The 24,638-nt window shown below is 57.9% G+C and carries 19 protein-coding genes and 1 riboswitch; of the genes, 9 read left to right on the forward strand and 10 right to left on the reverse strand.

The window, feature by feature from the left end; genetic code table 11:
- Window positions 1-16: 16 nt before the first annotated feature.
- From RGU70_RS01060 to RGU70_RS01070, 3 genes are all read right to left on the reverse strand, one after another.
- A complete protein-coding gene (locus RGU70_RS01060; RefSeq protein WP_322207579.1) occupies window positions 17-1,204 on the reverse strand; it encodes a multifunctional CCA addition/repair protein in 1,188 nt (395 codons plus the stop codon).
- A gap of 66 nt (window positions 1,205-1,270) precedes the next feature.
- Complete coding sequence (locus RGU70_RS01065; protein WP_322207580.1) at window positions 1,271-1,969, reverse strand: glutathione S-transferase family protein; 699 nt, start codon at window positions 1,967-1,969, stop codon at window positions 1,271-1,273.
- A gap of 18 nt (window positions 1,970-1,987) precedes the next feature.
- Window positions 1,988-3,949 (reverse strand): lytic transglycosylase domain-containing protein, encoded by a 1,962-nt coding sequence (locus RGU70_RS01070; RefSeq protein WP_322207581.1) that lies wholly within the window; start codon window positions 3,947-3,949, stop codon window positions 1,988-1,990.
- A gap of 20 nt (window positions 3,950-3,969) precedes the next feature.
- Here RGU70_RS01070 and RGU70_RS01075 point away from each other — a divergent pair, with 20 nt between their 5' ends.
- Entirely contained in the window at window positions 3,970-4,575 is a 606-nt protein-coding gene (locus RGU70_RS01075; RefSeq protein WP_322207582.1) for a 5-formyltetrahydrofolate cyclo-ligase, read from the forward strand.
- Window positions 4,576-4,588: 13 nt separating this feature from the next.
- Here the strand turns inward: RGU70_RS01075 and metF are convergent, their stop codons facing one another.
- The 4 genes from metF to metK form a co-directional block, all read right to left on the reverse strand.
- Window positions 4,589-5,434, reverse strand: a complete 846-nt coding sequence (gene metF, locus RGU70_RS01080) for a methylenetetrahydrofolate reductase [NAD(P)H] (protein WP_322207583.1) — start codon at window positions 5,432-5,434, stop codon at window positions 4,589-4,591.
- On the reverse strand, window positions 5,431-5,775 hold the full coding sequence (locus tag RGU70_RS01085; RefSeq protein ID WP_322207584.1) for a phage holin family protein: 345 nt from the start codon (window positions 5,773-5,775) through the stop codon (window positions 5,431-5,433). Before RGU70_RS01085 ends, metF begins: the two co-directional genes overlap by 4 nt.
- 179 nt (window positions 5,776-5,954) lie before the next feature.
- A complete protein-coding gene (gene ahcY, locus RGU70_RS01090) occupies window positions 5,955-7,370 on the reverse strand; it encodes an adenosylhomocysteinase (RefSeq protein WP_416186462.1) in 1,416 nt (471 codons plus the stop codon).
- A gap of 44 nt (window positions 7,371-7,414) precedes the next feature.
- Window positions 7,415-7,492, reverse strand: a riboswitch (S-adenosyl-L-homocysteine riboswitch).
- A gap of 106 nt (window positions 7,493-7,598) precedes the next feature.
- Window positions 7,599-8,756 carry a methionine adenosyltransferase gene (metK, locus tag RGU70_RS01095; protein WP_322207585.1) on the reverse strand — a complete coding sequence of 386 codons (1,158 nt, stop codon included), beginning with the start codon at window positions 8,754-8,756 and terminating at the stop codon, window positions 7,599-7,601.
- Between the two features lie 249 nt (window positions 8,757-9,005).
- Here metK and RGU70_RS01100 point away from each other — a divergent pair, with 249 nt between their 5' ends.
- Together RGU70_RS01100 and dapF are read left to right on the forward strand one after the other, a co-directional pair.
- Complete coding sequence (locus RGU70_RS01100; RefSeq protein WP_322207586.1) at window positions 9,006-9,917, forward strand: lipid A biosynthesis acyltransferase; 912 nt, start codon at window positions 9,006-9,008, stop codon at window positions 9,915-9,917.
- An 8-nt stretch (window positions 9,918-9,925) separates the two neighbouring features.
- Window positions 9,926-10,780 (forward strand): diaminopimelate epimerase, encoded by an 855-nt coding sequence (dapF, locus tag RGU70_RS01105; RefSeq protein ID WP_322207587.1) that lies wholly within the window; start codon window positions 9,926-9,928, stop codon window positions 10,778-10,780.
- A gap of 28 nt (window positions 10,781-10,808) precedes the next feature.
- On the opposite strand, the gene RGU70_RS01110 is transcribed toward dapF, so the two are convergent.
- Window positions 10,809-12,443, reverse strand: a complete 1,635-nt coding sequence (locus RGU70_RS01110; RefSeq protein WP_322207588.1) for a tetratricopeptide repeat protein — start codon at window positions 12,441-12,443, stop codon at window positions 10,809-10,811.
- Between the two features lie 156 nt (window positions 12,444-12,599).
- Between RGU70_RS01110 and RGU70_RS01115 the strand changes: the two genes are divergently transcribed.
- The 5 genes from RGU70_RS01115 to RGU70_RS01135 all read left to right on the forward strand — a co-directional run bounded on the left by RGU70_RS01115 (window position 12,600) and on the right by RGU70_RS01135 (window position 16,733).
- Entirely contained in the window at window positions 12,600-12,734 is a 135-nt protein-coding gene (locus RGU70_RS01115; protein ID WP_322207589.1) for a hypothetical protein, read from the forward strand.
- A 216-nt stretch (window positions 12,735-12,950) separates the two neighbouring features.
- A complete protein-coding gene (locus RGU70_RS01120) occupies window positions 12,951-14,207 on the forward strand; it encodes a porin (RefSeq protein ID WP_322207590.1) in 1,257 nt (418 codons plus the stop codon).
- Between the two features lie 241 nt (window positions 14,208-14,448).
- Window positions 14,449-15,117 carry a DUF484 family protein gene (locus RGU70_RS01125; protein ID WP_322207591.1) on the forward strand — a complete coding sequence of 223 codons (669 nt, stop codon included), beginning with the start codon at window positions 14,449-14,451 and terminating at the stop codon, window positions 15,115-15,117.
- A 25-nt stretch (window positions 15,118-15,142) separates the two neighbouring features.
- Complete coding sequence (xerC, locus tag RGU70_RS01130; protein WP_322207592.1) at window positions 15,143-16,117, forward strand: tyrosine recombinase XerC; 975 nt, start codon at window positions 15,143-15,145, stop codon at window positions 16,115-16,117.
- Between the two features lie 64 nt (window positions 16,118-16,181).
- The gene (locus tag RGU70_RS01135; protein WP_322207593.1) at window positions 16,182-16,733 is read left to right on the forward strand and encodes a transcriptional repressor; all 552 of its coding nucleotides are present in this window, start codon (window positions 16,182-16,184) and stop codon (window positions 16,731-16,733) included.
- 10 nt (window positions 16,734-16,743) lie between these two features.
- Here RGU70_RS01135 and RGU70_RS01140 read toward each other — a convergent pair whose 3' ends face one another.
- Complete coding sequence (locus RGU70_RS01140) at window positions 16,744-17,445, reverse strand: HAD-IA family hydrolase (RefSeq protein ID WP_322207594.1); 702 nt, start codon at window positions 17,443-17,445, stop codon at window positions 16,744-16,746.
- 93 nt (window positions 17,446-17,538) lie between these two features.
- Between RGU70_RS01140 and RGU70_RS01145 the strand changes: the two genes are divergently transcribed.
- Window positions 17,539-18,420, forward strand: a complete 882-nt coding sequence (locus RGU70_RS01145; protein ID WP_322207595.1) for a TraB/GumN family protein — start codon at window positions 17,539-17,541, stop codon at window positions 18,418-18,420.
- A gap of 30 nt (window positions 18,421-18,450) precedes the next feature.
- Here RGU70_RS01145 and RGU70_RS01150 read toward each other — a convergent pair whose 3' ends face one another.
- On the reverse strand, window positions 18,451-24,510 hold the full coding sequence (locus RGU70_RS01150) for a filamentous hemagglutinin N-terminal domain-containing protein (protein ID WP_322207596.1): 6,060 nt from the start codon (window positions 24,508-24,510) through the stop codon (window positions 18,451-18,453).
- Between the last annotated feature and the right edge of the window lie 128 nt (window positions 24,511-24,638).

Raw genomic sequence — 24,638 nt, forward strand, 5'->3', positions numbered from 1 at the left:
ACTCGACGAGGCAGTTTCACGCGGCGCCCCCGTTAGCAGAGTTAAGCAGCCATGCATCGACCGCATTAATGCGCGCCGCCTGTACAGCTTGGGCAATCTGCTGTGGCCGATCTTGCAAGGCGGCCGCTACCACACCGCTATCGACCTGCCGCGCCACCTGTAAAGCCTGCTCCAGATACCCTGCCGGTGGGAATGGCGCATCGTTGAGACAAGCTGCGGCGCGCAGCATGTCCAGAAATCGCTGCGACTTGCGAAAGGCGTCGCAGCGCATCAGCAGCGCGACGATGCCGGTTGCCGGCAAGTTCAGCGCCTGCGCAACCTGCTCCTGTTCTCGCATGAGCATGAGCGCCAGATCGCGGCTATCGTTAGGCACCTTGATGCGAGCGCATACGGCTTCCACTTGCTTTGTGCCGCTGACCAACTGTGGCCCATGCCGTCCTAGTCCACGCATCAGCGCAGCGAAACGGATCGACAAATCGCAGGCTTGCTGCGCCGTCCGATCGACGATTTGCATAGTGTGCTGACCAGCATTGATACAGTCAGCATGGGAGGCATTTTGTGTTGCGTGCCACAAAGTATCAAGCTCCGGCAAAATGCGCGCCAGCGCGCCGCAGGCGCGCAGCACCTCGAACATGCGCGATGGCTGCTGCTCCATTAATCCGCGCGCGAGTTCCTGCCAGACGCGCTCCGGCACCAGCGCATCGACTTCACCCGCTGCGACCATCTCTTGCATAAGCACATTGGTAGCGGGAAAGACCTTGAATGCGGGAAAGCGCGCGGCGAAACGGGCAACGCGCAAAATGCGCACCGGATCTTCTGCAAAAGAGGGAGAGACGTGACGAAACAGCTTGTCTTGCAAATCGCGCAGGCCGCCGTAAGGGTCGATCAGACTGCCGTCCGTAGCGCGGGCGATAGCATTGACGGTCAAATCGCGTCGGGCCAGATCCTGTTCCAGCGTGACGTCGGCGGCGGCATGGAAGGCGAAGCCTTTGTAACCGGGTGCCGTCTTGCGTTCGGTGCGCGCCAGCGCGTATTCCTCATGCGTGCGCGGGTGCAGAAACACAGGGAAGTCCTTGCCGACAGGTCGAAATCCCTGCGCCAGCATGACTTCCGGCGTGGCACCGACGACCACGTAATCGCGATCCTTGACCGGCAAGCCCAGCAATTCATCGCGCACCGCGCCGCCTACCGTGTAGATCTCCATGGCTTCCATTACGCTGCGCTGCTCAGATGCGCGGTTGATGTGGCATGGCGGTCTGCATGCAGACCGTCAGGCAGCATTGAGGGTTTCGGTCTCTGCCTGCGCATCGGCAATCCAGTGCGCCACTGCCGGATGGGCGGCAACGCGATCGGCATAGGCTTGCAGCGCCGGTGCCAGCGATACGCCGTAGGTGCGGAAGCGCATCACGACCGGCGCATAAAACGCATCGGCAATCGAAAAATCGCCAAACAAAAATTGATGATGGCCAAACTCGGCCAGGCAGTCTTCCCATATTTCGCAGATGCGGCCGATATCGCCCTGTGCTTCAGGTGTGCGGCCTTGTCCCGGATAACTGGCGCGGATATCCATCGGCATTGCGCTGCGCAGCCCGGTAAAACCGGAATGCATTTCGGCGCAGACGCTGCGTGCTACTGCCCGCGCTGTGCTGTCACGCGGCCACAGTCCCAGATCGGGAAACTGTTCGGCCAGATATTCGCAAATCGCCAGCGAATCGCCGATCGGTGCTTCCGCTGTCAGCAGGATGGGGACGCGACCGGCAGCCGAATAGCGGGCGATGTGTTCCGCCGTATCAGGCTGGCGCAACAGGATGCGGATTTCCTGAAAGGGGATGGCAAACGCATTGAGCAAGACCCAGGGCCGCATCGACCACGATGAGTAATTCTTGTTGCCGATGACCAGTTTAAAACCGGTTTTTTTGGCCTTGGCCCAGGTTTGCGATACCAGGGAATCGAGTTCAGTAGTTTGCATGGCAGGCCTGACGTAGGGTTATGGCAGATCGCTTTCAGCGAAATTTTTCGGCGTGATTTTACCGAGTCGGGCTTTGAGCGATTGGGGGCCATTGTCGAACAGCACCGAATAATAAATGGTGTTGGACATGACATTTTTCACATAGCCGCGGGTTTCGCTGAAAGGGATGGTCTCGGCGAAAATCGCGCCCTCGACCGGCCGCGTCAGGGAAGCGCGCCAGGTGCGCGAACGTCCGGGGCCAGCGTTGTAAGCGGCGGTGGCCAGCACTTCGGAACCGTCCAGATCGTTCTGCACCATGCTCAGGTAGCTGGTGCCGAGCAGCAGGTTGGTGTTGATGTCGTTGATCTGGCCTTGTCCGAACTCGGTCAGGCCGATCTTGCGGGCGACGAACTTGGCGGTAGCCGGCATGATTTGCATCAGACCCGAAGCACCTACCTGCGAGCGGGCGTTCTTAATAAACCGGGACTCCTGCCGGATCAGGCCATAGACCCAGGCGGTGTCGAGCGACAGCGGCCGCGTGTTGGCGTTCATCATTTCCAGATGCGGCGCAGGGAAGCGCTGGGTGAAATCGATTTCCTGTCGGGTGCGGTCGGAAGTGCTGACCATGCGGTCGAGCACATCGCTTTGACGCGCAAACTCTGCCGCTGCCAGCAACTGCCGGTCGTTCATTTTGCGCAATTCCCAGTTCCACTCGCGGATGCCTTCGTAGCGCAAATTGAGATCGTAGAATTTCAGCGCGCGCTTGAAGCCGGCGTTTTGCGCCATCAGTGCGATATCGCCCGGAGTCGATGGGGTCGGCCCTGCGGGCAAGGTGATTTTTTGCCCCAGTTCTTCGAGCGCCAGTTGGCCGTAAAAACCGTACCCGGAAGCGATCGACTGGAATTGCTGCTGCGCGGCTTCCTTCTTGCCTTCGTGGCGATAGGCGCGGCCCAGCCAGTATGTCCAGGCGCTATCGCTGCGCAAGGCCTGCGGCATGGCTTCGATGGTGGATCTGACCAGCGCCCAGTCACCGGCGCGCAAACTGCTGCGCACTTTCCATTGATACGCTTCGTAGGACAGGGGCGCGCTGTCAGTCTTGCGCCAGTAATCGATGACTTCCGGAGCCAGTTTGAATGCCGCCGGCATCGCTATCTGCGCCCAGCCTTGCGCCATTTCAGCAGGCGTCAGGCGAGCGCTGGCGCCGGTCAGAAAAGTGGCTGCCAGCGGCGCGCTGCTTTTGGCAGCCTGACCTAAAGCGATCAAAAATAATTCATGGCTGGCGCGATCCGCACCCGGGCCGCGTGCCAGCGTCAGCGCTGGCTTGTCGATGACTTGCTGAAATGCGGCCGCGCTTGTCTCGGTAGAAACCAACATGCGTTTGGCCACGGCGGCATTGCCGCTTTCGACGGCCTGTCGGATTTGCACCCACAAGTCGTTGTCGGTGAACTGGCGGTTTTGCATCAGCGCCGCAATCAGGCTGGTGCAACCCTGTCCGTAATCTTTGGGAGCAGTCAATAAGGCACGCGCTTCGTCGGCGACATTGGCGCCTTTCATGGCGCGCGAAGTCAGGGCAAAGCATTTGAGCTGGGTGTCGTCATTAAGTACGAACAAGGGATACTGCTCGTCAAATGTACTCCACATGCCGGCCTTGCCCAGCTCGATCAGCCAGTCGTTGCGCAGCCGGTCGGCGATGGCGCTGCCATCGTAGCGGGTCAGGTACTCGCGGATTTCGCTTTCGGGGGCGACCAGATTGCGGATGCGGGGCTTGATTTTGTAGTAAGCGACATAGGAAGGGATGACATAATCACCCAGACGCGCCGCCAGATTGGCCGCGCCGAGTTGGTCGTCGGAACGCGCTGCGGTGCGCAAGGCGAGAAACTGATCGTCCTGCGCGCTATTGGCTGGCAAGCTTTCCGCCTGTGCCAGTCCGGAAGCGAGCCATGCAGTGGCACCAAAACACGCCACACTGAGCAGACCCCTGATATATTTTTTGACACGCATTATTCGACAACCTTAGACATATGACGACACCAAGGATAGCACGCGAGGGCAGTGATCCGGCTACGGTCGGAACGTCCGATGTCGTGCAGCAAAAGTCGCTTGTGCGCGCTGCTTTGCTGGCGCATCGGCGTGCGCTTGGCGCGGAGGAAAAAGCCGAGGCGGCAGAGAGCATCGGCACGCAACTGCTGGAATGGCTGGAGACCCATCCAACCGCGCTGTTGGGCGTGTACTGGCCCATCCGGGGCGAGCCCGATCTGCGTCACACCTACGAGTTATTCGCCAGCCGCGGCATCGCGCTGGCGCTGCCGGTGGTCATCGCTAACGATCTACCGCTGGAGTTTCGCCGCTGGCAACCGGGGGATGCCTTGCTGAAAGATAGCTTCGGCGTGCCGGTACCCGCCCACACTGCGTTAGTGATGCCGACAACGCTGCTGATTCCCTGCGTCGGATTCAATGCGGCGCGCATCCGTATGGGCTATGGCGGCGGCTTTTACGACCGCACATTGGCGCAACCGCAAGCGCCGGAGAGCATAGGCGTTGCCTACGTCGATACGCTGGCCGATTTTCAGGGCGAAGCGCACGATGTCGCGCTGGATCGGATACTGACTGAAACCGGCTGGTACTAAGCCTGTTTCCTCTTTACGCCGAAACCAGCCGGTTCCAGATGGCCTGCGTGGCCGTGGGTTGGTTGAGCGTATAGAAATGCAGACCGGGTGCGCCGCCCTTTAAAAGACGCTCGCATAAGCCGGTCACCACATCGAGACCGAAAGCGCGAATCGAATCGGCGTCGTCTCCGTAGCTGGCCAGCTTCAGGCGGATCCAGCGTGGAATTTCCGTGCCGCACATGTCGGAAAAGCGCGTCAGCTGCGAGTAATTGGTGATCGGCATGATGCCGGCGATGATCGGCACATCCACACCCAGTTTGCGGGCATTGTCGACGAAGGCAAAATAGGCGTCGGCATTGTAGAAGTACTGGGTGATCGCGCCAGTCGCGCCGGCTTTGACCTTGCGCGCGAATTGCTGCACGTCGTCTTGCGGCGATTTGGCTTGCGGGTGCATTTCCGGATAGGCGCCGACTTCGATATGGAACCAGTCGCCGGTTTCGGCGCGGATGAATTCGACCAGTTCGTTGGCGTAATGGAATTCGCCGGAAGCCGGGTCCATCGCGCCGTAGCCGCTGGGCAAATCGCCGCGCAAAGCCACCAGACGCTTGATGCCGTGGTTTTTGTATTCTTGCAAAATGGTGCGCAGGGCTTCTCGCGACGAACCCAGACAAGACAGATGCGGCGCGGCGACATGACCTTCGCTCATGATATCGAGCACGGTGTCGAGCGTACCTTGCTGCGTCGAGCCGCCGGCACCGAACGTGACGGAAAAATACTTGGGCTGCAATTGCGCCAGTCGCGCCCGCGTTGCGCGCAGCTTCTCTGTACCTTCCGCCGTTTTGGGCGGGAAGAATTCGATACTGAAATTAGGGGAGGTCATTTGATTTTTAATAGCAAAGTGGAGAGCGCCCAGGAAATGATGCTGTACAGAATCGCACCGCCGAAAGCCGACCAGAATCCGGCAACGTGAAAGCCGCTGACCATTTGCGATGCCAGCCAGAATAACAAGCCATTGATGACCAGGATGAACAGCCCCAACGACAGCAGCGTCACGGGCAAGGTCAGCAGCACCAGCACCGGTCGCAGCAAGGTATTGATCAAACCGAGGATCAGGGCGGCAATCAGCGCCGTGCCAAAACTATCGATTCGCACCGATTGCATGAGGTAAGGAACCGCCAGCAAAGCCAGGGCATTAATGAGCCAGGTAACCAGTAACATCATGGGGGTTTCTCTTTGTAAAACGCGCCGCCGGACAGATGTTCGGCGGCGCGAGGGGAACGGCAGATAAGACTAGCAGATACAACGGCTATTGAGTAATGTCCGAGTAAGCCTCCTGGCAGGCGCACCCTCAGGGCCAGAACCCTGAGAGGCGGTACACAGCAACTTACATCAGATACTGCTTAATAGCGGTACTGTTCAGGCTTGTAAGGGCCGGACTTTGATACGCTGATGTAGTCAGCTTGTTCCTGGGTCAGTTCGGTCAGTTTTGCATTGAGTGTCTTCAATTGCAGACGGGCGACCTTCTCATCCAGATGCTTAGGCAAGGTGTACACGCCGATCGGGTAGTTCTTGGTGTTGGCGTACAGCTCGATTTGCGCAATTGTCTGATTGGCGAAGGAAGAACTCATCACATACGATGGGTGACCGGTACCGCAACCGAGGTTGACCAAACGGCCTTCCGCCAGCAGGATGATGCGCTTGCCGTCCGGGAAGATGATGTGATCGACTTGCGGCTTGATGTTTTCCCATGTGTACTGCTTGAGCGCGGCGACTTCGATTTCATTGTCGAAGTGGCCGATGTTGCACACAATGGCTTCGTTTTTCATCTGCTTCATGTGCTTTTCGGTGATCACATGATAGTTGCCGGTAGCGGTGACGAAGATGTCGCCATGTTCAGCGGCGTAATCCATCGTGACGACGCGGAAGCCTTCCATTGCTGCCTGCAACGCGCAGATAGGGTCGATTTCCGTGACCCAGACTTGTGCCGACAATGCGCGCATGGCTTGAGCCGAACCCTTGCCCACATCGCCATAACCGGCGATCACGGCAACTTTACCGGCGATCATCACATCGGTCGCGCGCTTGATGCCATCGACCAGCGATTCACGGCAACCGTACAGATTGTCGAACTTGGACTTGGTGACGGAATCGTTGACGTTGATGGCGGGAAACGCCAGCTTGCCTTCTTTGTGCATCTGATACAGGCGGTGAACGCCGGTAGTCGTTTCTTCGGTTACGCCCTTGATCTGCGCCAGACGTGAGGAATACCAGTTAGTGTGCGATGCCAGACGCTTCTTGATCGAGTTGTACAGGCAGATTTCTTCTTCCGATGTCGGATTGTTCAGCACCGATGCATCTTTTTCTGCGCGTGTGCCCAGATGCAGCAGCAGCGTGGCATCTCCGCCATCATCGAGAATCATGTTGGCTTGCTCTTCACCGGGCCATTCGAAAATGCGGTGCGTGAATTCCCAGTACTCATCCAGCGATTCGCCCTTGTAGGCAAACACTGGCGTACCGGCATCCGCGATAGCGGCGGCGGCGTGATCCTGGGTCGAGTAGATGTTGCAGGAAGCCCAACGGACTTTGGCGCCCAGCGCTTCCAGTGTGTGGATCAGGACAGCGGTCTGGATCGTCATGTGGATAGAACCAGTAATGCGTGCGCCCTTGAGTGGCTGGGAAGCGGAGAACTCTTCCTGAATGGCCATCAAGCCGGGCATTTCTGTTTCGGCGATACGGATTTCTTTATGGCCCCATGCTGCAAGGCTCATGTCGGCGACGACGTAGTCGGTGAAATCGGAGTTTTTAGTAGTAGTCATGGCTTGGGCGTGAATCACGCCTCCTTTCGAATAATCAGAAAAAAGAAACGTGAGCGCAGTTGCATGTGGACTGTACCAAGCCTGGCAGACACGAGTGGCCTGTCGCAACGCTCCTTGGTACGAACGGCATTGTAAAGCTAATTGCAAAACAGCGTGCGCAATGCCACGCACGCTGTCTTTTTTCTGCTATTTGCTACGAATTACACTTTAATTGCACTGAAATAATACTTAAGCGGAGGCTTTCAGGGCGGCAGCCTTGTCGGTGCGTTCCCAGGTAAATTCAGGTTCTTCACGGCCGAAATGCCCGTATGCTGCGGTTTTTTGATAAATAGGGCGCAGCAGGTCAAGCATTTGCACGATGCCTTTTGGACGCAGGTCGAAGTGTTCCAGCACCAGTTGCGCCAGTTTTTCATCGCTGATCTTGCCCGTGCCGAACGTGGTCACCATGACCGAGGTTGGCTTGGCAATCCCGATAGCGTAGGAAACCTGAATTTGGCAACGTGTCGCCAGACCGGCTGCCACGATGTTTTTGGCGACATAGCGGCCAGCGTAAGCGGCGGAACGGTCGACCTTGGAAGGATCCTTGCCGGAGAAAGCACCGCCGCCATGGGGCGCTGCTCCGCCGTAGGTGTCGACAATGATCTTGCGTCCGGTCAGGCCGCAATCGCCTTGCGGACCGCCGATAACAAAACGACCGGTCGGGTTGATCAGGTAGCGGACACCCTTGAGCCACGCTTCCGGCAAGACCGGACGGATGATTTCTTCGATCGCGGCTTCTTCGATGGCCTTGTGTTCCATTTCAGGCGCATGCTGGGTCGACAGGACGATGGTATCGATACCAACAGGGCGGCCATCGACATATTTCAACGTGACCTGGGATTTGGCGTCGGGACGCAGCCACGGCAGACGACCGTCTTTGCGCAATTGCGACTGGCGCTCGACAATCCGGTGCGCGTAATAGATAGCGGCGGGCATCAGTTCCGGCGTTTCATCGCAGGCATAACCGAACATCAGGCCCTGGTCGCCGGCGCCCTGGTCGAGATCCAGACCCTTGCCTTCATCGACGCCCTGGGCGATATCAGGCGACTGCTTGTCATACGCGACCAGCACGGCGCAGCTTTTGTAGTCAATACCGAAATCGGCATTGTCGTAACCGATGCGCTTGATGGTTTCGCGTGCGACTTCAATATAATCGACGTTAGCACGTGTAGTGATTTCACCGGCCAGCACGACCAGACCCGTGTTGCACAGCGTTTCAGCGGCGACACGGGATTGCGGATCTTGTGTGAGGATGGCGTCGAGAATCGCATCGGAAATCTGGTCGGCGACTTTGTCGGGATGACCTTCGGAAACGGATTCGGACGTGAAGAGATATTCGTTGGACATTGCAGGCCCTTGTAGGAAAAAGGATAAACCCGGATTAATTAAATAAATCGCGGCCGATCTCCCGAGCCTGCGACGCTTTAGCGAAATTTATATCCCGTCTCGCAAGTTGTCTTGTTAACTCGACGGCTCAAGCTGTGCTATTTTACCCCTCTCTTGAAAAACCGGCAACGTGTTGCCATTTGCCAACATCCCTATGCCTGACTTTCTGCCTAGTCCACCCTCCCGACTACCCCATTTCGGTCTCTGCCAATGAAAGCGCTGATCGCACTAATGTGGCTGCTGCACTGGCTACCGCTTCCCATACTGGGACGGCTGGGTGAGGCGCTGGGTTCGCTGCTCTATATTGTGATGAAGCCGCGTCGCCGCATTACCCTGATCAATTTGAAGCTGTGCTTCCCGGAGTGGAACGATCAGCAGAGAGAGACCGTCGCAAAACAGCACTTTCAAGCCTATGCCCGCAGCGCGCTGGAACGTGGCGTACTGTGGTGGGCCTCGGAAGCGCGACTCCGGCGTCTGATCCATGTCGAACCGAGAGTCCCTTTGGAAATACTGGAAGCGGGACCCACCATCCTGCTTTGCCCGCATTTTGTCTGCCTGGAAATTCCCGGCATCGCCGTCGTCCTCAATTCGGCCTTGTCGGTGTGTACTTTGTATTCGCGGCAAAACAACCAGACCGTTGACGCCGCGCTGCTCAAAGGACGTTCGCGCTTCCGTCCGGTAACGCTACTGAGCCGGGAGCGCGGCGTCAAACCCATCCTGCGCGCCATGCGCGAAGGTCTGCCCTTCATCATGCTGCCAGACATGGACTTCGGCACCCGCGATGCCGAATTCGTCCCGTTTTTCGGCATCCCAGCGGCAACGCTGACTGCCCCGGCGCGGATTGCCGCGGCAACCAAAGCCAACGTGGTGCCGGTCATCGCCACTTACCTGCCCGGCTATCGCGGCTGGAAAGTGACGTTCTACCCGCACTGGAGCAATTTCCCCGGCGACGACATTCTGCAAGCCACACGCGACATGAATACCTTCATCGAAGCACGGGTGCGCGAAACCCCGTCCGAATATTTCTGGGCCCACAAACGCTTCAAAAACCGTCCTGCCGGCATGCCAGATTTGTACGCTGACGCACCAGCCCCGGCTCCCGCCAACAACGACTCCTTATAATTAGAGCGATGAAAATCAAATTCACCAAGATGCACGGCGCGGGCAACGACTTTATCGTCATCGATGCCATCCATCAAAATATCGACCTCACGCCAGCCCAATGGGCGCACATGGCCGACCGCCGCTTCGGCATCGGCGCCGACCAAATCCTGCTGGTAGAAGCGGCACGCACCAGCGACGTCGATTTCCGCTACCGGATTTTCAATGCCGATGGCGGCGAAGTCGAGCAATGCGGCAATGGCGCACGCGCCTTCGCCCGCTTTGTCAGTGAAAAGGGATTGACCGACAAACGCACCATCCGCGTGGAAACCCTGTCCGGCATCATCGCTCCCAGACTGGAAGACGATGGCCGTATCACGGTCGACATGGGCGCACCCAAGCTGGTACCACAGCAAGTACCGTTCGACGCCACCGGCTTGCAAGGCAAGCCCGAACAGGACGATGTGCTCTGGCCGCTCGAGATTGACGCCGCCCTTCGCTGGATTTCAGTGGTGTCCATGGGCAATCCGCACGCCGTGCAAGTGGTAGTCGATGTCGAGGCAGCACCGGTACTAATAGAAGGGCCTCAAATCGAACACCATCCGCGCTTTCCCAAGCGCGTCAATGCCGGCTTCATGCAAATCATCGACCGCCAGAGGATCAAGCTGCGGGTGTATGAGCGTGGCACGGGCGAAACTTTAGCCTGCGGCACCGGTGCCTGCGCAGCGGTGGTGGCCGGCATCCGGCGCGGTTTGTTGACGTCACCCGTGGCGGTGCATACCCATGGCGGAGAATTATCGATTGCGTGGGACGGCGCAGATCAGCCGGTGCTATTGACCGGCCCTGCGGTAAGCGTATTCGAAGGCGAGTTCGAGCTGGCCTGAAGCAGCAAGACCCTCAGCGCTGTATATATTAGACGCGCTCATCCGCCAGGTCGGCGCTGCCGTCAATCTCGGCGCTGTCCGCCACATCAAGTTGCGGCAAGGCGATTTTCAAACGATACAAGCGTTGCCGGTAATTACCTTCCGGCCCTTCTGTCCCGCAATCGACATCCTCGAACAGCCGCCCGATACGATTCAATGCCTGCCGCTCATCACCGGTATCGATCAAAATCAGGCGGCGCTTGCTGCGGGCGTAGTCGGCACGGATATCGACCCTCAGGCAATGCCCGCAATCGGCTTTTTTCAAATCGATCCATAAGGCCTCCGCACGCGTCAGACCGAACAGCTCGGCCAGCTCAATACGGGCCGACAGAAACGGATGCGCATTACTCAGCTCACGCGTCCAATGGCGACGCGCATGCAGCGCCCAGGGAGCAGGACTGGCCGGCACCGCAATCTTGCTCAATAGCTGCGCCGCTTCGCCGTTCATGCGCTGCGGATCCAGCGCAATCGCTTTTTGCAACCAGTACACGGCGCGCACATCGTTATCGGCGGCATCGCGCCGGTTGCGCCAGGCGCTGACACCGCATTCAAGCTGCGCCGCCAGATGTCCCATTTCTCCGGCCCGTTCCAGATAATTCTGGGCATCGGCCAGATTGCGCTGGGAGAACTCCGGCTTCAGATAGATCCGCGACAAGGCGTACCAGGCACCAGCCACACCACGCTCACCAGCGAGCAGCAGCCAGCGAATGGCCTTCTTATAGTTAGCAGAGCCTATGCCTTTGGTCGCCCGATTGCCGTCTGCGCTCATACGAGCAAATAACAATCCCAACGCGAACTGCGCCTGCCGGTCATTGGCGTAAGCGGCCAGCTCAAGCCAATGTTGCACCTGCTCTATATTTGTATGTTCGTCGGCCAGCAATACTTCGGCGCTACGGCGGAGCAAGCGCACGTTATCACTACCCAAATCGCGCTCGAGCGCATCGGAAGGGGCTGAAAATTGTTCCGCGACTGCGCCGAAGCGCACTTGCAAGTCCGTCACCAGAGGCAAGGCCCGCCGCAAAAATCCCGCCCGGTCGCCCTGCTCCCATGCAGCATCCGCCAGCGACAGGCGCGCCTGAGCGACGCCAGAATCGGCGGCGCGCTCCGCCCACGCCAGCGCGGCCTTCTGCTCCACGCCCGTGCGCTCAGCAACAGGCGAATCAGGTGAAGTCATATTTGACTCTGCCGCCGCATCGCCGAAATTTTGTTGCGCCAGCAGCCACTGCGCGTCGGCGACACCGTCATTGGCCGCGCCTTCCAGAGCGCGCAAAGCTTTGGCGCGAATTTCAGGAGTGCATGCTAACGGCTCCCGCAGCAGCACCAGCTTGGCAAATACCAGACCGGCCTGCTTGTCACCCGCCTCAAAGGCGCGCTCATACCAGAGGCAGGTATGCGCAAAATCCGCGCTTTGCAGCGCCACCTCATAAGGAATGTGAGTTGCAATCTCCATCCAGGCCTGCGGCACATCCTGACGCGCGGCCCGATCCAGCCAGTGCAAGGCCGTCGTCAGGCTCTGCGGCAAACCCTGGCCGCCTGCAAGATAACGCAAACCCAACGTCACTTGCGCCGTGGCCTGACCGTTGCGCGCAGCGCGAATAATCGCCAGGTCTTCCCGATTTGCCATGAACCAAACTCCCTTAAAGCAAAAATTATCACCAAGATCGGCATAATTTTTTATAAATTAGATTTCTCATTGCGCGATGACGCTTTAATGCAACTTTTCCGCGCATGCACGGATGATAACGCAGCCGTTAACCATTGAACTAAATAAGGAGGGGGAATGAAAAACCGGCGTGCAAACAAAAAAGAAGAAGCAGACTTATGCAAAAAGCCGCTGGCCAGGCGCATTACTGCAGACAGTGCCGGTAGTGAGCCCGTGCAGGCGGTGCAACAACGCCAGTGGGCTTTGGCGTAAGTCCAAATAAAAATTGCGCAAAGCCATGACAGAAGCCGCCCGAAACAGGCAAAGTGTGTGAGAAACGCAACACTCTGCCCGCCGTTTTCCAATTTCAACCAAAATTCTCTCGATCAAACCACTAATCCCTCGGTCTTGCCGGGCAGAACCCGTATTGTCTGACCATCCGAACAGAAGTGCGGATCCTCTAGACTACATTTATTCCAAGGATTTCAAATGAAAAAATCTATGCTTGCACTGGCCGTACTCGGCGCGTTTGCAGGTGCTGCCCAAGCACAAAGCTCCGTTACTATCTACGGTATCGTCGATACCGGTGTTACATACACAAACCGTGCTGTTGACTCCACTGGCACCAACACTGGTAGCAAGTTCGGCGTGAACTCCGGCATCCTGTCCGGTTCGCGTATCGGTTTCAAGGGTAACGAAGATCTGGGCGGCGGTTTGAAGGCCGTGTTCCAATTGGAATCTGGTTTCAGCAACGACAACGGTCAATTGCAAGGTAACGATGCAGCAACTGCATCGAACCTGTTCCGCCGTAAATCAGTCGTCGGTCTGGCCGGCGACTTCGGTACTGTCTTGGTTGGTCGTCAAGCAGACTACGCATTTGAACAAGGCGCTATCACATCGGTCGGCGATTTCGGTGGTATCACCAGCAACGTCGGTACTGGTCTGTCCCGTCTGCAAGGTACACGTACCAACAATTCGGTTCGTTACGACACCAACGTGTACTCCGGTTTCATGGGTAGCGCAATCTACGGTTTCGGCGAACAAGCTGGTTCGAACGCAGCTGGTCAAGCTTTCGGTGCAGCACTGGCCTACGCTAACGGTCCTCTGAACCTGTCGGCTTCTTACTACCAATCGAAGAATGCTGCTGGTTCGACATCGAACTCTTCCGCATCTGACACAAGCCTGATTCAACAAGTGTCCGGCACTGGCGCATTGACATCGAACTCGGCTTACATCAACAGCAACGTCGGTACAGCTCTGCGTACCTTCACTCTGGCTGCTAAGTACAACCTCGGCAATGCTAACGTCTACGGTAACTGGTCCCGCGTCAAGCAACCAGGTGCAGTTGCTCAAGGTACTGCAGCGAACTTCTCCGCAACGACAGCATTCTCGTCGTCAACGACTGGCGCTACTGGTTTCGTTATCGGCGGCGGCAACAACAGCCAAGCTGACCTGTATGAAATCGGCGGTAACTACGCTCTGAGCCCATCCCTGAAACTGATGGCTGCTATCGAATACAGCAAGCTGACATTCGTTGGTGCTAACACTCAAGGTAAGCTGACTCAGTACAACATCGGCGCAGACTACATGCTGTCGAAGCGTACAGACGTCTACACAGCATTGTCGTTCCTGAATGCTAGCAACACATACAACCCAGGCATTGGCGCTGGCTCGATCGGCGCTTCGGCAGCCGGTCGTGACAATGGTCAAGCTGCTCTGTCGGTTGGCGTTCGTCACACATTCTAATCAACGTCTTGCGATTTCAGACGGTCAGCATCACCGCCTGAATAACAAAACCTGATTCGATGATTCGGGCTTACATGAGAAATCATGTAAGCCCGTTTTTATTGCCCGTCGCAAAATACCGGATACCTGTCATCGGCAACAAACAGCAGAAACGGTTGTCCCCTTCCGCCGAATCGCCGATACTGCCATGCTGCGCCAAGGCACACACCCGGCCACACACAATGAATTCTGAACCCCACAAATGATTGCTGAACTGAACTCCCAAATTGTCGCCACCTTCCTGAGCGAAAATCCGCAGTTTTTTGCGGAGCACGTCGAATTGCTGGCATCGGTCAAACTGACCAGCCCGGTCCTGGGACGCGCCATTTCGCTGCAAGAACGGCAGATGGAAATTCTGCGACAAAAACTCAGAGATCAGGACCTGCACCTCGCCGACCTGCTGCGCATCGCAGAGGAAAACGACAGCATCACCGATAAATTCCAGAACTGGACCCGCGCCCTGCTGCTGGCACGCAACGACGCCGACCTGCCGCGCCTGCTGCTGGATCAACTGGCGGAAATTTTCAATGTCCCACAAGTCGCCCTGCGCCTATGGAATGTCAGTGCCGGACACGCGGAAGAGTGGTTTTCCACCACCGTATCGGAAGATGCACGCATCTTCACCAATGGCTTGACTACCGCATTTTGCGGCCCGAATCAGGATTTCGAAGCCGTCACATGGCTGGCCGAACCGGCGCAAGTGCAATCGGTCGCGATGCTGCCCCTGCGCGGCGACACCGCGTCAGAAACTTTCGGCTTGCTAGTGCTTGGCTCATCCGACCCGGAACGCTTCAGCGCCGCCATGGCCACCGACTTCCTGGTCAAGATTGCCGCCACCGCCAGCGCCGCGCTGGCTTGCCTGCGCGCATAGCGCTTAAGTTCGCCACCCACCCGTCATGCCGAATCTCGCCAGCGACGCAGAGCAAATCCGACACTACCTCGGCTACCTGCGAGATCAGCGGCAACTGGCCTTGCACACCGTCAACAATTACGCCCGCGACCTGGCAGAATTAATGGCGCTGATCGCCGCCGACAACACGCCCCGCCTGGCCGAACTCACGCAGCACGATATCCGCAAATGCGCCGCCCGGCTGCACGCCAAAGGCCAGAATGCGCGCTCCATTGCACGCAAACTCTCGGCCTGGCGCGGCTTCTTCAACTGGCTGTCGGAGCAGACGAAACTCAAATCCAACCCGGTCGATGCAGTCAAAGCCCCTAAAAAAAGCAAACCGCTGCCCAAAGCCCTTGCGCAAGACGAAGCGATCCGACTGGTCTCGCAAGCCAGTCCGGCCAAAGATGCCGCCTCCACACTGCAAATGAGCAACCGCGCCATGTTCGAATTGCTGTACTCCAGCGGCCTGCGGGTCTCCGAGCTGTGCGGACTCGACATCCATTACGTCAAGCAAGCCGACCACATCTCCGCCGGCTGGATGGACATGGAAGGCAGCGACGTCACCGTCACCGGCAAAGGCGGCAAGATGCGCAGCGTGCCGGTCGGCAAACCCGCACTGGAAGCCATCCGCGCCTGGCTGGCGATACGCGACACCCTGAGCCGCGAAAGCCCCGCCAGCGACCACTTCGCCCTGTTCCTGAACGAACGCGGCAGCCGCATCAGCCCGCGTGTGGCGCATTTGCGACTCAAGGCGCATGCGCTGGCATTAGGCGTCACCAGCAATGTGCATCCCCATGTACTGCGCCACTCGTTTGCCTCGCACGTCCTGCAAGGCTCGGGGGATTTGCGCGCCGTACAGGAAATGCTGGGCCACGCCTCCATCGCCGCCACCCAGATTTACACCTCGCTCGACTTCCAGCGACTGGCGCAGGTCTACGATGCTGCCCATCCCCGCGCCAAGAAAATCGATACCAAATAAAGCCGCGTAAAATGGCTGCATCCCTCTCATCTCCCGATGAGTCGCAGACCCGAACCTGTTATCCATGAATAAAATTTCCCGTCCCGCCCCCTCACCCGAAGATGCGCAAACACTGGCGCAGGCGCAACTACGCGAAGCCGGCGTACGCGCCACGCCCGCCCGCATCAACGTCATGGCGAGTCTGCTTGGCGCACGCAGCGCGGTATCGCATCAGGATTTACAGGATTGTTTTGTCGGCATGGACCGGGTCACGCTCTATCGCGCGCTCGATTGCCTGACCGAAGCCGGTCTGGCGCATAAAATCGCCAGCGACGACCGGATCTTCCGCTACAGCGCCGGCGCCGAACACGGCGAAACGCCCCATCCGCAACATGCCGGCGAAGCGCTGCATCAGCATCAGCACGGCCACTTCAAATGCACCCGTTGCAGCCGCGTATTTTGTCTCGATGAAACCGGCGAAGCCGGATTTCTGGAAAGCGTCTTGCCCGCCTCCGGCCCGCATCAATCAGCCGCGCAGCACTTGCAGACCGCGCTGGAAAACACCCTGGGGCAGGGCTTTCGCAGCATGGAAGTCGAACTGACCATCAAAGGCTGGTGCGCCGACTGCGCCCGCTAATTCAGGAAATTCAGGGTAGCTGGCGCGCATACCGCAACAAATGCCGCACTGACCTGACCTTCACATCGACACAAGCCGGTCGTCCGGTGCGACGCCCTTCCTGAGCCGCACTCAGATATTGCGTCACCCAGGCAGTCCGCACACCCAGTTGCCGCGCCCCGCGCAAATTGGCCAGCGTATCCTCGACCAGAATGCAGCGCTGCGGCAAGGCCCGCTCCCGCGCCAGCAAACGGCGCAGCATCAGTGATGACGGCTTGGGACGCAACTGACGATGCACATGCATGCCCTCAATCGACACATGCCGCGCAAAATGCCGATGCAAGCCCAGATGCCGCAACACATCGCGCGAATAGCGCCACGGCGCATTGGTCAGTAAAATTTTCTTTCCCGGCAAACACTTGAGCAGATGAATCAAGCCGCGCTCGGCGCGCACCATTGCTGGCAAATCATCAAAGCGATGCGTGTCGCGCAAAAAATCCGTTGCGCTTACCTGATGATGACGCATCATCCCCAACAAAGTCGCCCCATATTGCCGCCAGTAACGCTGCCGCATCGTATTGACGGCCTCGGCATCGCACAGCGCACCGGAGCGCTCCAGCACGCCCTCAATGAAAGTATTCATGTTGGCATTGATCGCCGGAAAGATCGCGTGCGAGGCATCGTGCAGCGTGTTGTCGAGATCAAACAACCAGAGCGGTGTAGTATTTCGCAATCGGAAAACACCTAAAAGAAAAAAGTGCAAAAAAGACGAACAGCCGCATCGTGGGGACGCACCCTGTTAATCACGCTCAGCTGCCTCCTGGGAATGTCGCCGGCCCTCACGGCGCAAGCCGATCCCGCCACTGGCGCACCAGACCCGGCTATCCATCCACGCGGCGTCCTGTACAAAGTCAGCAGCGGCAGCCACGTACTTTACCTGTTCGGCACTATCCACGTCGGCAATAGCGACTTTTATCCACTGGAACCGCGCCTCATGGCGGTGCTGGATAAGGCCACGACGCTGGCGCTGGAACTCGATCCCTTCAACGCCGGCGCGATGCAAAGCGCACTACAGCGCTACGGCATGTATCCCGCCGGTCAAAGTTACGCCAACGATCTCGACCCGCGTACCCGCCAGCAATTGCAAAGCTTGCTCAAGCACTACGGCATTCCCGCCTCCAGCGTTGCCACCATGCGACCCTGGATGCTGGCAACCGTCGTCACGCTGGGTGAATCCGCCGCACAAGGCTATACCTCCGACTTCGCCGTCGATAGCTATCTGGCAAGCTGGAGCAAACAGCGCGGGAAAAAAATCATCGAACTGGAAAGCGCCGACCGCCAACTGGCACTGCTAGGCAATCTCAGCCCGGCGCAGCAACTGCGCTTTTTGCGCGACACGATGGATGAACTCAACAGTGCCGACGGACGCAGGCAAATCCGGGAGATAGTGCAAGCCTGGAACCTGTCGGACCGGCCCATGATGGAAAGACTGTTGCAGGAAATGACGCTCGACCCCGGCTACGCCAGCCAGTTCACGCGCAAAGTTTTGCTGGATCAGCGCAACCCCGGCCTGGCCGAAGGCATCGCCGCGCTGCTACGCAAGGAAAGCAACAGCGTCGCCGCCATCGGCGTCCTGCATTTGATTGGCGACGGCAACGTGGCGCTACGGCTGCAACAGCAGGGTTATGCGGTGGAACAAATTTACTGACAGGACTTGCGCAAAAGGCCTCTGACGGCATCACGGCAAGTTCAACCCGTTACCGACAACAGTAACCTCATCCTGCACAGAGAAATTGAGATTTCCGCCCGGACCAATCACTTGCGCTGCCGATCTTTTCACCAGTGAGGGGGACACTAAACCGTCGCTCATTTTCATGACCGACAAATCAAGCTCGCCAAACATTTTTGTCGGCAGCACCTCGGTATTGCCCCCCGTATTTTCGCCGACATTCCGCTGAACAACCTCCCCGATAATGTCTCCGATCACGCTGCGGGCAACCGCAGTGGCAGTATTGAACGCAGATGCAGGCGCAGGAGTAGGCATAAGCGAAGCACTCCGGATAACAGGGACGCCATTAACCACAAGATTATTTGCCCCATTCACAATCGCCGTACCGTTGGCGCTGACCGTGACCGACGTCAGCCCCGTCAGGTTGTTATTCACCCCCGGCAAATTAACCCCGCCTTGTGCCGCGCTAATGTTGCTGGTGCCGGGAACAATCAAACTACCGCTGGCCGGCCCTGCAATATTGCCGGCCATACTATTGAGCTGCAAATGCCCGGCGTTGAGGTTGCCATTGAGCGCAATGCTGCCGTTGGCAGTCAGGGTCGCATTGCCTGCCACCTGCGCATTACCGGCCACATTCACGCCGTTGCTCGACACGATGATGAGATCGTGGGTATTGACGTTGCCAATCGTCAGATTGCTACTCGCATTGAGCGTGGCCGAACCGCTGCTGCCGGTACCCAGATTGACTGCGCCATTAAGTACGTTGCTACCGAGCAGACTGATGCTGCCATTCGGTGCCGCCGCACCCAGCACACCAGCGACATTCAAGGAAGCATTCGCCAGCTGCGTGACATTCGCAAAAGTACTGAGCAGCGACATATTGCCCGCGCTGAGATTGCCCCCAAGGCTCAAATTACCGCCCGCAGTCAGACTGGTGTTGCCACTGGTCGTCAGATTCCCCGTCGCGATCAGCGTACCGTTGGAAGACACCGTCAGATTACCCACACTGAGATTGCCTATCGTCAGACTGGCATTGCTCGCCAGATTCAAATTATTCGACGCGCTGAAATTACCGCTTAAATTCAGCGATCCGTTACTCGAACTCAGGCTTAAATTCGGCGCAGTCACATTCCCTCCTGCCGTCAGATCCCCTGCCGCGAGAAGAACCGCGCTGCCGCTGGCCGTGACGTTACCGGACGTATTCAGGCTGCCATTGCTGGTTACCGACAGATTGCCGGTACTGATATTAGCGATCGTCAGACTGCCGTTACTCGCCAGATTCAAATTATTCGACGCGCTGAAATTACCGCTTAAATTCAACGATCCGTTACTCGAACTCAGGCTTAAATTCGGCGCAGTAACATTCCCTCCCACCGTAAGATTCCCTGCCGCGAGAAGAACCGCGCTGCCGCTGGCCGTGACGTTACCGGACGTATTCAGGCTGCCATTGCTTGTCACCGACAGATTGCCGGTACTGATATTCGCGATCGTCAGACTGCCATTACTAGCTAACGTCAAGCTAACCGGCGCGCTGAAATTCGTGCCCAGAATCAATGACCCGTTACCCGAACTGATGCTCAGATTCGGTGCGCTGACATTGCTCCCCAGCGTCACATTTCCGCTGGCAACCAGACTGGCGTTGCTACTGGCAGTGACATTCCCCGCCGTGCTCAGCGTGCCATTGCTGGCGATGCTCAGATTGCCGGCACTGATATTGCCGAGTGTCAGATTGCTGGCGCTAAGGAGGGTAACGCTACCGCTCGCGCTGGCATTCAGATTCACCGTGCCATTGAGCGTGTTATTGCCGAGTAAATTAACGCTGCCGTTGCTGGCCGTCGCATTGAGCGTACCGCCGACGTTCAACACTCCGCTCGCCAGCTGAGTCACATTAGCCGTGGTACTGGCCAGACTCAGATTCCCGGCAGCGAGTGTGCCGTTGAGCGTCAGATTGCCATTCGCGCTCAGGGCGGCACTGCCCGTCGCTGCGATGTTGCCATTGGTCGCCAAGGTGCCATTACTGGTGACGTTCAGATTGGCGGTGCTGATATTGCCGAGTGTCAGATTGCTGGCGCTAAGGAGGGTAACGCTGCCACTCGCACTGGTATTGAGATTGACCGTGCCGTTGAGCGTGTTGTTGCCGAGCAGATTGACGCTGCCATTGCTGGCCGTCGCATTGAGCGTACCGCCGATGTTCAGCACACCGGTTGCCAATTGCGTCACATTGGCCGTGGTACTGGCCAGACTCAGATTCCCGGCAGCGAGTGTGCCGTTGAGCGTCAGATTGCCATTCGCGCTCAGGGCGGCACTGCCCGTCGCTGCGATGTTGCCGTTGGCAGTCAGCGTGCCATTACTGGTGACATTCAGATTGCTCGCACTGACCGTACCCAAGCTCAGATTGCTGGCGTTGTTAAGCGCCACCAAGCCGCTACCGCTGGCGGCAATACTCACCGCGCCGTTGAGCGTATTGTTGCCGTTCAGTGTGATGTCGCCGTTACCTTCCACGATATTACTGGCGCCAGCGACATTGATTTTTCCGCTGCCGATCTCCCTGATGCCGAACAGACCACTGGTCAGACTCAGACTCCCGAGGCTCAGATTGCCCGAGACGTTGATGTAACCATTGCTGTTGGCGGTCAAGCTACCGGAGCCACCACTGAGACTGCCCCCCAAAGTAAGATTGCCGGTGTTGGTGATAGTGAGAGCCCCTGTCAGCGCCAGCACATTGTTGGTGTCCATGACCATGTTGCCTGTTGCCGATATGGTCGTCGTACCGGCCAGGGAAGACAGGTTACTGCTTGCCAGCATAATCGCGGGAGCGCTGATGCTGCCATTGGTATTCTGGCCCGTGAGGAACAAGGTGGTCGTCGCATCCTGCGTAATGCTCGCCGCCCCACTCAGTTGCAGCCCAATGCCGGCGGTGCTTGTCCCCGTCAGATCCATCTGGCTCGTAGTGCTTTGCGTGAGCGGTGCCGTGACGTTTAGACCTGTGCCATTCGTGCTGGTCCCGGCAAGATTTAACGTAGCGCCGCTGCTTACCGTGATGGGCGCGCCGATCACGGCACCGTCACCATTGGTACTGGTGCCGGCAATCTGGAAGAGACTGCCGGCCCCGCTGTTCGTCGTATTGGCCGTAATGGCCACGCCGCTTCCGTTGGTGCTGGTACCCGTGACGGATAAAGAGGCATCACTGCTTTGCGTCCATGCGCCCTCGATCCGCGCGCCTGTGCCGTTCGTGCTGGTGCCGGTAAGAATGGCAACCGCGTTAAAACCAAGCAGTGACGAGGTTCCTGCGAGATCAATCCCGGTACTGTTGGTGCTGGTTCCGCCAATGGTTGCGGTAGTGTTATTGAGCGTGAGGTTGGTGCCGCCGCCCATGACAAAGCCGGGGCCAGTCGATCCGTTGCCGTTGACATTGAGCGTGCCGGTGTTGTTCAGTGTGAGGTTGCTACTGCCTGCAAAATTGACGCCGCTCGGTCCTGCGCCGTTGATGGTCAGGGTGCCGGGATTGGTCTGCGTAAGACTGGTGTTGGAGAAGTACACCCCGGCCAGCGCCGAGGCATTCGAGGCCGTACCACTCAGCGTCAAGGAACCGGTGCTCGACTGAAGCAGGCTGGTACCGCTATCGAAATAGAGACCCGCCGTGCTGCTCGCATTGCTGCCGCTGGCGGTGCCCGTCAATCCCATGCTGCCAGTGCTGCTCTGGAGGATTTGACCTTGCACATACACGCCCTGATCAATACCGGTTCCAGTGAGCGTGAGCGCACCTGCGCCCGATTGGTTAACTACCCCGGAAAGGTTGATCCCCATGCCAGTGGTGGAGGTGCCGCTTACCGACATGCTGCCGGTACTCGCTTGCGTCAGATTACCGGCGAGATTCATTGCTGTGGAAACGCCGTTGGCAACAATATGAATGACGCCATTGTTGACTTGCTGCACATTGGTTCCGGCGGCAATCGTTACGCCATAAGCACCGCTCGCTGTGGCGCAACCGTTGAGATTGAGCGTGGATGCATTGTCTTGCACGATATTGCCGGAACCCAACAGAAGCGCATCATTAGTGCCGTTGCTGATGCCGGTGATATTCAATGTACCGATACCGGTCTCGGTAAAGGCCGTGCTGGCATTGCCACTAAAGGTAACGCCATTTCCCGCAGCGCTGCTGCCATTGATAAAGCCAACCACATTGCTAAAGGTATTGTTGCTGAAAAAATTCACTCCGTTACCACCACTGCTACCGTTGGCCGTCACCTGCAAATTACCGCCAGCGAGTTCGACCAGGGCATTGTTGAACGAGATGGTATTCCCCGCATTCATCGTCAGGTTCATCAGATTGAAGTCGGCCCGAATTTTTGCATTATCGAAGAGGATGTTACGGCCTGCGGTCAAGGTCAGGCTGGTATTCGCGCCGGATGATTTAATAATGTCGGCAACGATGGCAATGTCGCCGAAGGCTACAGCGCTGGAATTGGCGGTGCTGATGGTGACGCTGGTGCCTGCGCTAAGAACCGAATTGATCGTGGCATTACTGACCGTGGCGCTGCTATCAACGCCTGCCGTGAAGCCGGTATGGACGCCGCCGGTGTAATTGGAGTTGCTCGCCGAGCTGATGGTAATGTCGACCGGGTCCAGCAACCAGCTACCGGCATGGCCCGCTGTCGTACTCGCATCCACACTGCCGAAGGCTTGCAGGTTGTTGTGGCTAGAGGTTTCGACCGCACCGCCGTCACCGCCCTGCGCGCCGCCGCGCGCTGCAATGTTGCCGTAAAAGCCCGTGTAATTATCCGACCACAACACCACTCTGCCACCATTACCGGTACCGGTGACAGAAGCGTCGATGCTGGCGTTTTCCGACATCACGGTCGCCTGTGCATGCGCAACCGTGCCAGCGTTACTGCCCTGATAATCACCGCCGACCAGCACCGTGCCGCCGCCGGTGCTGCCGCTGGCATCGATGAAGGTCTGGCCGAACAGGCCTACCTGTTGCCCGGTCAGCGTGACGTTGCCGCCGATACCGTTGGGGTTGGCGACACTGATCGTGGCACCCGACAGGTTCACCGTCCCCGCCGCACCACCATTGACGATCACGCTGCCCTGACTGCCGGAGACATTAATCACGCCGGTCAGATTGATGACGTCGTTCAGTAGGGCATTGGCCGATTGCGCGCTAATTAATACCTGACCATTGGCGGCATTGATCGCGCCGCTTTGCTCTACCAGCGCGTTGGCAGTGACGTTGCTCAGCACGAAGTTGACCAGTTGCCCGTTCGACAAACTGATGGTGGCCTGATCACCCGCTGCCAACACCACGCGGCCAGCAGCGGCATTGATGACGCCGCTGTTTCTGACCTGATCGCCCATGAGGACAACGTAACCGCCCAAGGCAGTGAGACTACCGCTGTTCTGGATCAGGCCATTACTGGTGCCGGCACCGCCGAAAATCAGATCCTGATTGCCGCTCATGAATGCGGCATTGCCAATGTCCTTGGTAGACGCCATCAGCCCTGCGACATTGACCATCGCGCCATTGCCAAAGACGATGCCTTGCGGATTGACCAGGAATACCTGACCGTTGGCGGTGAGCGTGCCCATAATCTGGCTGCTGCCGGTCAGTCCGGTGACGCGATTGAGTACCGCTGCGCTGCTGCCCGGTTGCTGGAATTGCACGCTGTTGCCTGCGCCGATATTGAAACTGTTCCAGTTAAGGACGGCGCGGTTGCTGCTCTGATTGATGAGGAGGGAATTGGCATTGGTTTGCGCGATGCTGGCGGCACCGGCGGCTACCACGCCGCCTTGCGGCAAGGTCTGCGCCAATGCTTTTGGCGGCTCCGACAACAACAGCGCTGAACCGCTCAGTAGCGCGCTGGCAAGGGCAATGCTGCGCATGGGAACAAAGACGATGTCGCTTATCTTGCCGCGATGAGCGCAACTATGAGCACCACCATGAGCGCTGCCGGCACTGCCGGTGCCGCCATTGCCGCTCCCTTTATCGTGACTGGTGGCGGTTTCTGCCACCACCATCAGCATGCCGCGTTTTTTATTGAAAATAAGCCGATAAAGAAGCTGGTTCATGAGCGTCCTCAGATCTGAAAGTAGCTCGCCTGCTTTTTTAAAATCAACCAGGCGTAGTCCGACAAAATCAGTGGGGCTGGAGACTTACTCCGCCTGCTTAGTCCATTCCAGTCCGGTTCTTGATAAAA

Source organism: Herbaspirillum sp. RTI4 (assembly GCF_034313965.1).
Lineage (GTDB): Bacteria > Pseudomonadota > Gammaproteobacteria > Burkholderiales > Burkholderiaceae_D > Herbaspirillum.

Coding starts and splice junctions, on each gene's coding strand:
- RGU70_RS01060 (WP_322207579.1), bottom strand. CDS start 1,204: ATGGAGATCTACACGGTAGGCGGCGCGGTGCGCGATGAATTGCTGGGC.
- RGU70_RS01065 (WP_322207580.1), bottom strand. CDS start 1,969: ATGCAAACTACTGAACTCGATTCCCTGGTATCGCAAACCTGGGCCAAG.
- RGU70_RS01070 (WP_322207581.1), bottom strand. CDS start 3,949: ATGCGTGTCAAAAAATATATCAGGGGTCTGCTCAGTGTGGCGTGTTTT.
- RGU70_RS01075 (WP_322207582.1), top strand. CDS start 3,970: ATGACGACACCAAGGATAGCACGCGAGGGCAGTGATCCGGCTACGGTC.
- metF (WP_322207583.1), bottom strand. CDS start 5,434: ATGACCTCCCCTAATTTCAGTATCGAATTCTTCCCGCCCAAAACGGCG.
- RGU70_RS01085 (WP_322207584.1), bottom strand. CDS start 5,775: ATGATGTTACTGGTTACCTGGCTCATTAATGCCCTGGCTTTGCTGGCG.
- ahcY (WP_416186462.1), bottom strand. CDS start 7,370: ATGACTACTACTAAAAACTCCGATTTCACCGACTACGTCGTCGCCGAC.
- metK (WP_322207585.1), bottom strand. CDS start 8,756: ATGTCCAACGAATATCTCTTCACGTCCGAATCCGTTTCCGAAGGTCAT.
- RGU70_RS01100 (WP_322207586.1), top strand. CDS start 9,006: ATGAAAGCGCTGATCGCACTAATGTGGCTGCTGCACTGGCTACCGCTT.
- dapF (WP_322207587.1), top strand. CDS start 9,926: ATGAAAATCAAATTCACCAAGATGCACGGCGCGGGCAACGACTTTATC.
- RGU70_RS01110 (WP_322207588.1), bottom strand. CDS start 12,443: ATGGCAAATCGGGAAGACCTGGCGATTATTCGCGCTGCGCGCAACGGT.
- RGU70_RS01115 (WP_322207589.1), top strand. CDS start 12,600: ATGAAAAACCGGCGTGCAAACAAAAAAGAAGAAGCAGACTTATGCAAA.
- RGU70_RS01120 (WP_322207590.1), top strand. CDS start 12,951: ATGAAAAAATCTATGCTTGCACTGGCCGTACTCGGCGCGTTTGCAGGT.
- RGU70_RS01125 (WP_322207591.1), top strand. CDS start 14,449: ATGATTGCTGAACTGAACTCCCAAATTGTCGCCACCTTCCTGAGCGAA.
- xerC (WP_322207592.1), top strand. CDS start 15,143: ATGCCGAATCTCGCCAGCGACGCAGAGCAAATCCGACACTACCTCGGC.
- RGU70_RS01135 (WP_322207593.1), top strand. CDS start 16,182: ATGAATAAAATTTCCCGTCCCGCCCCCTCACCCGAAGATGCGCAAACA.
- RGU70_RS01145 (WP_322207595.1), top strand. CDS start 17,539: ATGTCGCCGGCCCTCACGGCGCAAGCCGATCCCGCCACTGGCGCACCA.
- RGU70_RS01150 (WP_322207596.1), bottom strand. CDS start 24,510: ATGAACCAGCTTCTTTATCGGCTTATTTTCAATAAAAAACGCGGCATG.